The sequence below is a fragment of the Pseudomonas sp. NPDC089554 genome (assembly GCF_050280645.1).
In the GTDB taxonomy this organism is placed as follows: Bacteria; Pseudomonadota; Gammaproteobacteria; order Pseudomonadales; family Pseudomonadaceae; genus Aquipseudomonas.
In genome coordinates this window covers 1-10086 of sequence record NZ_JBNNVR010000135.1, presented here as the reverse complement: position 1 = coordinate 10086, position 10086 = coordinate 1, and the positions used below count along the sequence as shown (strand labels likewise).

The 10086-nt window shown below is 59.3% G+C and carries 8 protein-coding genes and 3 pseudogenes; 6 read left to right on the top strand and 5 right to left on the bottom strand.

Annotated features, from left to right (window positions below; all coding sequences use genetic code 11):
• Positions 1–80: 80 nt before the first annotated feature.
• The 5 genes and pseudogenes from ACQKPE_RS24825 to ACQKPE_RS24805 all read left to right on the top strand — a co-directional run.
• A pseudogene (locus ACQKPE_RS24825) lies at positions 81–500 on the top strand (ribonucleoside-diphosphate reductase subunit alpha); the annotation flags it as partial.
• A gap of 144 nt (positions 501–644) precedes the next feature.
• Entirely contained in the window at positions 645–782 is a 138-nt protein-coding gene (locus ACQKPE_RS24820) for a hypothetical protein (RefSeq protein WP_427669303.1), read from the top strand.
• A gap of 536 nt (positions 783–1318) precedes the next feature.
• Positions 1319–2572, top strand: a complete 1254-nt coding sequence (locus ACQKPE_RS24815) for a ribonucleotide-diphosphate reductase subunit beta (protein WP_427669302.1) — start codon at positions 1319–1321, stop codon at positions 2570–2572.
• Positions 2573–2818: 246 nt separating this feature from the next.
• Positions 2819–3052: pseudogene (locus ACQKPE_RS24810) on the top strand (hypothetical protein); the annotation flags it as partial.
• 13 nt (positions 3053–3065) lie between these two features.
• Positions 3066–3776 (top strand): SprT family zinc-dependent metalloprotease, encoded by a 711-nt coding sequence (locus tag ACQKPE_RS24805; protein WP_427669301.1) that lies wholly within the window; start codon positions 3066–3068, stop codon positions 3774–3776.
• A gap of 48 nt (positions 3777–3824) precedes the next feature.
• Here ACQKPE_RS24805 and ACQKPE_RS24800 read toward each other — a convergent pair whose 3' ends face one another.
• The gene (locus tag ACQKPE_RS24800) at positions 3825–6041 is read right to left on the bottom strand and encodes a hypothetical protein (protein ID WP_427669300.1); all 2217 of its coding nucleotides are present in this window, start codon (positions 6039–6041) and stop codon (positions 3825–3827) included.
• A 389-nt stretch (positions 6042–6430) separates the two neighbouring features.
• Here ACQKPE_RS24800 and ACQKPE_RS24795 point away from each other — a divergent pair, with 389 nt between their 5' ends.
• On the top strand, positions 6431–6754 hold the full coding sequence (locus ACQKPE_RS24795) for a helix-turn-helix domain-containing protein (RefSeq protein WP_427669299.1): 324 nt from the start codon (positions 6431–6433) through the stop codon (positions 6752–6754).
• A gap of 227 nt (positions 6755–6981) precedes the next feature.
• On the opposite strand, the gene ACQKPE_RS24790 is transcribed toward ACQKPE_RS24795, so the two are convergent.
• The 4 genes and pseudogenes from ACQKPE_RS24790 to ACQKPE_RS24775 all read right to left on the bottom strand — a co-directional run.
• Positions 6982–7722 (bottom strand): peptidase, encoded by a 741-nt coding sequence (locus tag ACQKPE_RS24790; protein ID WP_427669298.1) that lies wholly within the window; start codon positions 7720–7722, stop codon positions 6982–6984.
• Between the two features lie 154 nt (positions 7723–7876).
• On the bottom strand, positions 7877–8662 hold the full coding sequence (locus ACQKPE_RS24785; protein ID WP_427669297.1) for a transglutaminase family protein: 786 nt from the start codon (positions 8660–8662) through the stop codon (positions 7877–7879).
• Positions 8659–9611 (bottom strand): annotated as a pseudogene (locus ACQKPE_RS24780) (alpha-E domain-containing protein). Before ACQKPE_RS24780 ends, ACQKPE_RS24785 begins: the two are co-directional and overlap by 4 nt.
• Before the next feature lie 3 nt (positions 9612–9614).
• Positions 9615–10086, bottom strand: a 472-nt coding sequence (locus tag ACQKPE_RS24775) for a circularly permuted type 2 ATP-grasp protein (RefSeq protein WP_427669296.1), incomplete at its 5' end; no start/stop codon positions are given.

Genomic DNA, 10086 nt, shown 5'->3' with positions numbered 1-10086 from the left:
ATGGGTTGGCGTCTCTGTGCTCTGGCGGTCATGTGGCTAACCTGCGCTGGAAGAGTTCACGGAAGACCGGGTAGATGTCGCCGGCCGATACCAACGACCTGAAGTACTACGACGGTTCCGTGCAGCAGATCGAGCGCATCCCGCAGGAACTCAAAGACCTGTACGCCACCGCGTTCGAAGTGGACACCAAGTGGATCGTCGATGCAGCCTCCCGTCGCCAGAAGTGGATCGACCAGGCCCAGTCGCTGAACCTGTACATCGCCGGCGCTTCGGGCAAGAAGCTGGACGTGACCTACCGCATGGCCTGGTACCGTGGTCTGAAGACCACCTACTACCTCCGTGCCCTGGCCGCCACCAGCACCGAGAAGTCGACCATCAACACCGGCAAGCTCAACGCCGTTTCCAGCGGCGGCGACAGCGCCCCGGTCCAGGCAGCGGGCCCAGCGCCAGTGCCGAAGGCCTGCGCGATCGACGAGCCGGATTGCGAGGCTTGCCAGTAAGACCAATGCCGCAGGGGTGACCCTGCGGCATTTTTGTATCTGCGTCCTGGAGAAGTCTTCCCCCTGCCTATGCCTCTTGTCATTTGGTAAATGGTCGTTACCCGTCACTAACGGGTCCAACTTTCCATGACAAGGACGACAAGCATGACGCGCAAAAAAACCGCAGTTCGCAGGATAGGCCGCAACGCTGAAACCGGCCGCTTCACCACGGTCGAAGAAGCGCGAAACAACCCTGTCACGCACATCGTCGAAACCCTTCGGCGCCGGTGTGACAAACGTTGATCGAGCCTTGGCCTTTTCGCACGTGGCGGCCTCGGCCCGCCCGCTTGCGAAAGGGCCAAACCTTGCGCCACATCACTACATGTTGTTCTAGCTAAAAATAAAACCACAACATATAGACATTCCTCGTTTTGGCGCTAGACTCTCATCCCGTGGCAATCATCCTGTGTGTGGGTGAACGCCATTGCGTGAAACCGGTCGAAAAAGTTATCGCCGTCCGCGTTCTACGCGTCCCGATCCAGAGCGAATTCCGTTATAATCCGCCCCCTGCGAAAAGGGTTCAGACAATGCTCCGTTGCGTGACCCAGGCCGATGTGAACCACCTCGCCGAACCGCACCCGGTGTCGTTGCCGTACACCAATTCAAGCGCCCTGCCCCCTCACCCGAGGCTTGGTCAGGCGCAACGCCAAACACATCCAGATGTAACGAGAGTCAGCCTCTCGAGCTGTCCTATCGCCTTAATGGCCTTGCGTACAGGCATCAACTTTTAATATCCAACCGGTTGCCCTCGGGCAGCCCTCAAGCAGGAGCCAATGACCATGCTGAGCTGGGACGAATTCGACAAGGAAGACGGCGAAGTAGCCGCCAAAGGCAATGCCAACGCCGCCCAGGCCAACGCCTCCGCCGCCCTGGACAAACTCGACAGCGCCGGCGGCGCCGCCGCCCTGGAAGCCCGCGCTGCCACCGCCACCGACTCCGACGCGGTCAAGCGCGCCAAGGCTGCCCTGGACGCCCTGGACATCGCCGAAGGCCTGGCCGAGCTGGAAGGCTCCTCGGCCCGCGTTGCAGTCGATGAAAAGCGCATGATCAACTGCCGCGCCGACCTGAACCAGCTGGTGCCGTTCAAGTACGACTGGGCCTGGCAGAAGTACCTCGACGGCTGCGCCAACCACTGGATGCCGCAAGAGGTCAACATGACCGCCGACATCGCCCTGTGGAAGAGCATGGACGGCCTGACCGAAGACGAGCGCCGCATCGTGATGCGCAACCTCGGCTTCTTCTCCACCGCCGACTCGCTGGTGGCCAACAACCTGGCCCTGGCCGTGTACCGCCTGATCACCAACCCCGAGTGCCGCCAGTACATCCTGCGCCAGGCCTTCGAGGAAGCGATCCACACCCACGCCTACCAGTACTGCATCGAGTCGCTGGGCATGGATGAAGGCGAGATCTTCAACATGTACCACGAGATCCCATCGGTCGCTAAGAAAGCCGCCTGGGGCCTGAAGTACACCCGCGCCATCTCGGACCCGGAGTTCAACACCGGCACCGTCGAAACCGACAAAGAGCTGCTGCGCAACCTGATCGCTTACTACTGCGTACTGGAAGGCATCTTCTTCTACTGCGGCTTCACCCAGATCCTCTCCATGGGCCGCCGCAACAAGATGACCGGCGTGGCCGAGCAGTTCCAGTACATCCTGCGTGACGAGTCGATGCACCTGAACTTCGGTATCGACGTGATCAACCAGATCAAGATCGAGAACCCGCACCTGTGGGATGCGGCGATGAAGGAAGAAGCGACCCAGATGATCCTGCAAGGGACCCAGCTGGAGATCGAATATGCGCGTGACACCATGCCTCGTGGAGTGTTGGGGATGAACGCGGCGATGATGGAGGATTACCTCAAGTTCATCGCTAACCGTCGTTTGACTCAGATTGGGTTGAAGGAAGAGTATCCGGGGACTACCAACCCGTTCCCTTGGATGAGCGAGATTATGGACTTGAAGAAGGAGAAGAACTTCTTTGAGACTCGGGTGATTGAGTATCAGACGGGTGGGGCGTTGAGCTGGGATTAACCCCTCATCCCGCTCAAAATCGCTAGACCGCGAAAGTTTCTCGCTAAACGTGAAACGGATGCACCAAAAGGGCTGCCATTGGGCAGCCCTTTTTTATTCTCTAGACGGCCATGCTCATTTGATAGGGCGGTGGGGCGCGATGAATTTTCGGGCTAAAGGTGACAACGACTTGTACAATCGAGCCCACTTTTTCTGATGTGCCCATGCGCCATGGCTGCAATCGCCAGGTACTGGGCGTCGTGCTTTGTATACCTTGCCGCCCAATTGGCAGAGAACACGGCAAGAGTGGCAACGACCAAGCTGTTTGAAGATGAAATGCTGAGCTGTGCGCTGGCGACTGAAAACTGGAAGAAAATGCCGGATACGCACCCTGATTTCAGAGATCACCTGCGCGGGGTCTTGATGCCTTTGGCGGGCTGGGAGCGCTCAGTAGCGCGTGATCACGCCAAGCGAATCTTCGATATTTTGCTGAAAAACTAACGCGGCGTTACCCATGCCAGTCTTGAATTACGGCCAAACGGCTATCGAGTGGTACTTCCAGCTCGATAGTAAACTCAAGCGCCACTACGTGACTGTGGAACGGGGTCGTCCCGTGCTTTTGCGCGGGCCGCTGGTGGATGAGCCTGAGCAAGAAGCTTTGGTGCTGCGTCGTGCACGCTGGATTCGTGAAAAGCTGGCACAGGTGAATCAGCCCCTGGCCAGCGAGCCCATTGTGACGGGTAGCCGCCTACGCTATGCCGGGCGTACGTACTTCACCGAGGTGCGGCATACGCCGGATATCCCCAAGCCCCGACTCACCTTCACAGCCTCGCGCTTTATCGTGGATAGCCCGGATGGGGCAAGCATCCTGCCCGATGTGCTGATGCCATTGCTTGAGCGGTTCTACCGGGATCGTGCTCATGAGAAGTTGTTGGTACGTGTCCGTCACTGGCAACGAGAAACTGGACTTCAGGCAACGGGTGCACGAATCCGTCACTTCCAAAGCCGTTGGGCCAGCTGCGATGCAAACAACACACTGGAGTTTCATCCTCGGGTAATGGAGCGACCTGCCAGCGTGCAGGACTACGTCATCGTCCATGAGCTGTGCCATACGGTAGAAAAGAACCATACCAAGGTCTTCTGGGCGCTGGTGGCTAGCCATATGCCGGATTGGCAGCGGCAGCATCAGGTGTTGGAGCGGGCGGTGTTTGGGGATGCGGTGTGATCATTCGTCCAGTGTTTGTAGGCACTGGCCCATACGCACATGCCCCAGTCAAAAAGGCCTTCCTTTATAGCCTGCCGGCGCAGTTTTTAACTGTTTTGGTGTCCTCGCCGGTTTAGTCGACTTGAAGGGAGCGGGGTCAAGCTCGAACACGCTCACTGCCACTTGGTTATTACCGTGGATATGCGCGACCAGACGATCATGTTTCGGAAGGGGCACTTGGGCTGTGGAGCCGCCAAACTCTCCAGAATTGGCAAGCACCACGGGCTGGTACATGTGGAAATGCAGCGCCGCGACCATGTTGTCGAAGGTCTGCACATCTTGATTCAAGGCCGCGACCAAGAATACGTCTGAGCGATCCCTGAGGTCCGCAACCAAATCGAGATCAGTAGCGTCGTAGCAGATTGCTGCGGCGAGACGCGTCGGCGATGTCGTACCGACTGGCAACTCCACCAGGGTCACGTGCGGTCGATACCCCTTGATCCCCATTTGCTGCTCAAGCTTCATCGGGTGGAGTTTCCCTTGCCATACATACTGAATACTGCGGCCATGATCCGGTGCATCCGTACGAATCAACCACAAACCCTGATTGATCGGACCTCCGCACTTATCGGAGTGCATGAAGGTTAGCCCCGCAAAGATATTTGCCTTGAGCTTGTCAGAGAGACGTCGCAGAAAAAACACATGCTCCGGATGCACGGCCAGCTCGGGGAAAAGGATTACATCTATGGTGGGAGCTTCGCTTTCTCCGTCTTGCAGTGGCCTTGCCGAAGCCCATGCACGCAACTTAGCGTGAGCCAGACGGCAAACCTCAGCCAAGTGGCGTCGATGCTGAGACAACATTGCCGGAGTCCAATGCGTAGGATCCTTTGTATCGAAGTCATCCATCTTCGGGCGAATAGTTTGGACAATCGCTACGCGCAAGGGACGATCAACAAGCAGGGCATTGTCACTAGTGGGAAGCACGTAGATAGGCGTCTTACTCCTTTCCCCATACAAAGTGCGCTGTACCGCAATACGTTTCTCTAAGAGCGCCAACAACTCACCCGGCGTACGCACCGCAGAGACAGGGGCCGCATCGTTTGCCTTGAATTCGATCCCCGGCCACTGGAGCAAAGTGGAAAGGAAACCCGAAAGCCAGGGGGATACTGGCGCAGGCTCATCCATCAATCCGTTAACGGAATTGAGCATCCCGAAACGTCGCTTATACCAACTGCTCCGAATACCCCTGTAGCGTCCAACTTCCTCGGTCACAAGAAAACGACGGCTTGTGAAATCAAACTCCCCAGTTAGGGCAGATCGAAGGACTCTTCCCAAGCCGTACAGCCAGGCCCCCTCCTTGCTCACCCATTCAGGCCGCTCATAAAGCGGATTATCCGGCCCCTCAACTTCAGTTAGACTGACCTCTAGAAACCCTGGAGCCTCAGGTAGCGCATGAATGCTGGGCCAGTCAGCGCATTTCAAAATAATATCGACTGGACTGAGACCGGCTGATAGGCGCTCCTCAATACGCGGCATGCTCAAGAGGGCCTTGGCGAGCATAAGAAGCCCGTTCTCCTGCCCAAAAACATTGAATGGGTCCTGCATGACCCGCAACAACTGGCGAGATGGCAGAGCACTTCCATCCTTTTGCTTGCTTGAGCTGATGCGGTTAATTTCCACGAGAGATTGTGGAACAAACTCCCTCCACTTAGGAGGGCGGCCACCGCGCTTACCTATCGCTTCAAGGAGTAGATCAGGTCTCTCAAGAGCAACCGTGTTCACGATCTCCTGGACAAGGACCTCATCCTGAGTGGCACGTAGTCCCTCGGACAACCAGACACCAAAACGACGTGAGTTCGGATGCATCTGCTGGGTAACTAGTGCTGACGGAAGTATTTCCAGCAAGTCCTTGGACGCCGTAGGTTCGAACAGCATTGCCCTTCGAAGCTTGTTGTAGGCGGCCCCTAGCGAGGGCTCTGTAATAGCATTTACAGCCAGGCCACAGTCCCCGATTGAAGCCAAATAAAGAAAAGCCTGCTGCAATAGATACCATGGCGAATCAGCTCGCTCGATGACGACTCTCCTGGCAAAGACACCTAGCTCCTCCCTATAGCCCTGAATATCGATTGCCTCCGGGTAGTCCTCCATATCCCGAAAACCTGTCTCGACAACCCCAGCCCGCAGCAGATCAGCGGCAACATATTCAGCAGTCCGAATCTCACGCAACTGCTCCGGTTTGAGCCAGCTGGGCGTCACGTCATAAAGCTTTGAGTTCAGTGCCTCCAAGACTGGTGCGAGCAGCCGGGGATGAGGAAACAAGTCAAGCCCACATCGCAGCAGCAAGACCAAAGCAGGGTTCTCAGCCCAGCACTTTATGAGCTTGCGAGCTGTCGACTCGAACTCATGCGCAAGGGAGTGATAAACCTCCTTGACAGTGAAGTTGATAAGCGCCTATGCCGGTGGTGATGGCGGCGGAAGGGCCGACTCGACGCACGCTTAGCTGGAGGGAGTGTGCGCAGCGGGCGTTGCGGTTGCATGGGGTTGGCGACTGAGGCCTGTTGCTGTTGGGGTCTTCATAATATTGGGGCCGCTTTGCGGCCCTTCGCAGGCAAGCCAGCTCCTACAAAGCGCGCAACTCATAAGACCTGCTATAGCCGCCCTTATTGGATATAAGAATGCCTATGGAAGGTCTTAAGATGTCGGTATTCCCTCTCGCATGCGCCGAAAGGCTAAAAATCATGGGCCTTCTGATTAAAAACAGGCGTCTTGAACGAAAAATTCGTCAGATAGACCTCGCAAGGCAGACGGGGCTATCCACCTCGACTCTCGGGAAAATAGAGGCAGGCGCCCCCAGTGTTGAAATGCGGTGCTACATGACGGTCTTATGGCACCTGGGTTTACTGGACGAGGCATTTCAGAACATACCTGTGCCCTCTCTCGCCTCTTACGCCACCGAACATCGCGTTCGGCTCAAGCGGTTTTCGGAGGAAGACTTTTGACGGCAGCTCTTTCCCTCCTGACAAGTTACTGCTCCCAAGTACAGCGCTGAACCATGGATGTTGGAGCGGCCTTGCCGGGGCGCCGGACCGGTCGGAAAGGGCTGCGGAGCAGACCCAGCAATTTATGCAGCGATGCTGAAATTCTGGGGCTGCTTTGCAGCCCTTTCGCGACGCAAGGCCGCTCCCACAAAAGCTGTCGGTCGGCGCCAGTGGCAGCACCGAGCCGATCAACGCATGCCAGTGAGATACGCCTGCGGCGGCTCGGGCATGGCCGCCAGCATCTCGCGCAGACCTGCCGCCCACTGCTTGCGAATCTCGTTGAAGTACGGGTCATCCTGGGTCACGCGGTGGCTCTGCACAGCAGCCAGGCTGTCCTTGCGGTACACCAGCAGGTCCAGCGGCATGCTCACCGACAGGTTGCTGCGCATAGTCTCGTCGAACGAGATCAACCCACAGCGCAGGCCTTCTTCCAGCGAGGTGCGCCAGGTGAGGTTGCGGTCGAGAATTGGCCTGCCGTACTTGCTCTCGCCGAGTTGCAGGAACGGCGTGTCTTCGGTGGCCTGGATGAAGTTGCCTTGCGGGTAGATGCTGTAGACATCCATGGGGCCGTCAGCGATCTGCCCGCCGACCAGGAACGAACAGGTGAGATCGGTTTTGCCGGCGAGTTTGGTACGGTCGCGGGCCACCACTTCGCGCATGGTTTCGGCTACCAGCACGGTGGCGTCGTAGACGGTGCGTACGTTCAGCAGATGGTTGCCTTTGCCGGTGCTGCGTTGCTTTAGCAGGTTGATGACTGATTGAGAGCTAGCCAGGTTGCCGGCGCTTTGCAGCACCAGCAGGCGCTCGCCGGGGGTGCTGAAGATGAACAGTTTGCGGAAGGTGGAGATCTGGTCGATGCCGGCGTTGGTGCGGGAGTCGGAGATGAACACCAGGCCATCGGCCAGGTGCATGGCGACGCAGTAGGTCATTTGCGTTAACTCGGTAATAAAAATGACAGGCTGGAGAACTGGGGCCGCTGTGCGGCCCATCGCGGGCAAGCTCGCTCCTACAGGGGTTGCGCTGAGCCTGAGAGCAGCGGTGTACCTGTAGGAGCGGGCTTGCCCGCGAAGAAGACGCCGCCGATTATTGCGCGTGCGCGGTCACTTGCACATGCGCCAGCAACGACTCGGCCCCGCCACCGCGGCGCATGCCGCGCACCGGGCAAGCATCCAGGTAATCCAGCCCCACCGCCAGCTTCAGGTGCCGCTCGGGCTTGGCCAGGCGGTTGGTCACATCGAAGCTGTACCAAGCATCGTCCAGCCAAGCCTCGGCCCAGGCGTGGCTGGCCAGGTGGGTCGCGTCCTCGGTGCACAAGTAGCCCGACACATAGCGCGCCGGCACGCCCAGGCTACGCGCACACGCCAGGAACGCGTGGGTATGGTCCTGGCACACCCCTGCCCCACCCGCGAACGCCTCCAGCGCCGTGGTCACCACGGTGGTCTCGCCCGGCGTGTAGGCCATGCGCTCGGACAACCCATTCATCAAGTCGATCAACGCCACGCGGTCACGCCGCGTGCCGCACTGCTGCGTGGCGAAATCCACCAGCTCATCACCCGCCTGGGTCAGGTGACTGCTGCGCAGGAACGGCAAGGGCGACTGGTCGTCGTGCTCCAGCTCCAGGTTGGGGTCGATCTCCACCTCGCCATGGGCAGTCAGCACCAGGGCGTCGTGGGGCTCATCCAAGGTCAGCACGTGCAGGACATTGCCATACGGGTCGAGCTGGCTGCGCACCTTGCGCGGCAACTCCAGCTTCCACGCCAGGATGCGCTGGCGCTCGCTGTCCTGCGGTGTCAGGCGCAAGAACTGGATGCTATTGCTGACGTTGTTGGCGTAGCGGTAGGTGGTGTCGTGGCGTATGCAAAGTTTCATACGACCTCCAGATAGGAGTGGTGCACGGTCTCGCCCAGGTGGCGGATGCGCTGAATGAAGTCGGTGAGCCACAGGTGCAGGCCGGCGTCGAGGATTTCCTCGATACCGGTGTAGCGCAGCCGGGCGTTGAGTTCAGCGGCCAGGCGCTGGGAGGTGCGCCCGCTACCGCTGGGCAGGCCGGCGAGGATCTGGTTCAGTTCCTCGATGCAGGCGTGCAACGAACGCGGCACGTCGGCGCGCAGCAGCAGCATTTCCGACACCTGACGGGCATTGGGGGCGTTGCGGTAGATCTCGTTGAACGCCTCGAACGACGACAACGCCCGCAGCAGCGCACTCCACTGGTAATAGCCGCGTGCGGAGTTGTCGCTGACTTCCTCGGATTCCTCACCGAACATTTCGTAGCGCACATCCAGCAGGCGCAGGGTGTTGTCGGCGCGCTCCAGGAAGGTGCCCAGGCGAATGAAGCAGTAGGCGTCGTTACGCATGATGGTGCCGGCGGTGGCGCCGCGGAACAGGTGCGAGCGCTGCTTGACCCATTCGCAGAAATGGCTGATGCCATAGTGCGCCAGGCCGTTGCTGGCGATGTTGCGCATCTCAAGCCACGTGGCGTTGATGTTCTCCCACATGTCGCCGGTGATTCGCCCGCGCACGGCGTGTGCATTGGTGCGCGCAGCTTGCAGGCGCAGCAATAGATGCTGCCGGGGTTGGTTTCGTCGAGGGCGAAGAAATGCAGCATGCGCTCGGCGTTCAATTCGCCGTGGCGCTGGTTGTAGTCGTCCAGGGTGCCAGCAGCCAGTAGCGACATCGCCAACTCTTCGCGGCCATCAGTGCGCCCCGCCTGGGGCATCAGCGACAGCGAATAGCTCACCTCGAGCATGCGCGCGAGGTTCTCGGCGCGCTCCAGGTAGCGGGACATCCAGTAGAGGTCGGACGCGGTTCTCGAAAGCATGGTTCAGTCCTCCACCACCCAGGTGTCCTTGGTACCGCCGCCCTGGGACGAGTTCACCACCAGCGAGCCGGCACGCAGCGCCACGCGGGTCAGGCCGCCCGGCACCAGGCGGGTTTCGCTGCCCGACAGCACGAAGGGGCGCAGGTCGATATGCCGGGGGGCAATGCCGTTCTCGACGAAGGTCGGGCAGGTCGACAGGCACAGCGTGGGCTGGGCGATGTAGGCCTCGGGCCGGGCCTTGAGGCGGGCGCGGAATTCTTCGATCTCGGCCTTGGTGGCCGCAGGGCCCACCAGCATGCCGTAGCCGCCCGAGCCTTGGGTTTCCTTGACCACTAGCTCCGGCAGGTGCGCCAGCACGTGGGAGAGTTCCTCGGGCTTGCACCGGCGACAGGCGGTCGTAGAACGGGTGGCGGAAATTGACCAGTTCCAGGGCCGAACCCGGAGCGGTGGCGATGATCGAGCCTTCCAGCGCATA